This is a genomic window from Leucobacter sp., assembly GCF_053528595.1.
In genome coordinates this window covers 1-1,050 of sequence record NZ_JAIVPF010000073.1, presented here as the reverse complement: position 1 = coordinate 1,050, position 1,050 = coordinate 1, and the positions used below count along the sequence as shown (strand labels likewise).

At 68.2% G+C, this 1,050-nt stretch carries 2 protein-coding genes and 1 pseudogene; 1 reads left to right on the top strand and 2 read right to left on the bottom strand.

Annotation, left to right across the window (positions count from 1 at the left end):
• Positions 1–246, top strand: a pseudogene (locus ACWKZU_RS14720) (3'-5' exonuclease); the annotation flags it as partial.
• A gap of 78 nt (positions 247–324) precedes the next feature.
• Here ACWKZU_RS14720 and ACWKZU_RS14715 read toward each other — a convergent pair.
• Both ACWKZU_RS14715 and ACWKZU_RS14710 read right to left on the bottom strand, forming a co-directional pair.
• Entirely contained in the window at positions 325–573 is a 249-nt protein-coding gene (locus tag ACWKZU_RS14715; protein ID WP_053384078.1) for a type B 50S ribosomal protein L31, read from the bottom strand.
• A 106-nt stretch (positions 574–679) separates the two neighbouring features.
• A partial coding sequence (locus ACWKZU_RS14710) for an ATP-binding cassette domain-containing protein (RefSeq protein ID WP_449283084.1) occupies positions 680–1,050 on the bottom strand: 371 nt, incomplete at its 5' end.

The following is a 1,050-nucleotide window of genomic DNA, read 5'->3' as shown; positions in this document are numbered from 1 at the left end:
GCCGCGCATCACGGCGTCGAGATCGGCAACGCGCACGACGCGGGCGACGACGCCATCGCGGCGGGCCGGGTGCTGCAGTGCATCGCCCGCAAGTACGCAGACCTGATCCCGCAGGAGCTGGAGGAACTGCATCGCTCGCAGAGGGAGTGGGCCGCGGCGCAGGCGGCGAGCTTCCAGGAGTACATGCGGCGCGTGCGCGATCCCTCCTTCATCGCCGACGGGCGCTGGCCCATGCGGGCCGGCTGAACGCCCTCCCCCGCGAACGGCGAAAGGGCGGTCGATCCGATTCGGATCGACCGCCCTTTCGCGCGGTGAGGACTTCGCTTACGCGCCGAAACCCTTGAAGCGCTGGTTGAACTTCTCGACGCGGCCGGCCGAGTCCATGATGCGCTGCTTGCCCGTGTAGAACGGGTGCGAGGCGCTCGAGATCTCGACATCGATGACGGGGTAGGTCTCGCCGTCGAGCTCGATGGTCTTCTCGCTGGTCAGCGTGGAGCGGGTGAGGAACGTCTCTCCCGACGCGAGGTCGCGGAAGACGATGGCGTTGTACTCCGGGTGGATGTCGGTCTTCATGGGTGTTCCTTCGGTTGCCTTGGTGAGGATGTGTAGCAGCACACCCTGAGGTCTTCGGATCGGCGGGGTGACCCGCGCCAACTATCTACTCTATCATGAGAACCGCTCAAGCGGCGGGGCGCGCCACCGCCGCGTAGCGTCCATCCGAGACGGTCAGCTCGAACGGCATGCCGAAGGTCGACTCCAGGTTCTCCGCGGTGAGGGTCTCGGCGATGGGACCGGCGGCCTGCACGCGGCCGTCGCGCAGCATGAGCACGTGGGTGAACCCCGGCGGCACCTCCTCGACGTGGTGCGTCACCATGACCATCGCGGGCGAGTACGGGGACCGCGCGAATCCCGACAGCATCTGCAGCAGCCGCTCGCGCGCGCCGAGGTCGAGGCTCGCGCTCGGCTCGTCGAGCAGCAGCATCTCGGGATCGGTCATCACCGCGCGGGCGATGACGGCCCGCTTGCGCTCCCCGTCGCTGAGAGTGCCGT

What these genes read in the sequence shown, in the direction of transcription:
- ACWKZU_RS14715 (WP_053384078.1), bottom strand. Translation starts at nt 573, where the DNA reads ATGAAGACCGACATCCACCCGGAGTACAACGCCATCGTCTTCCGCGAC.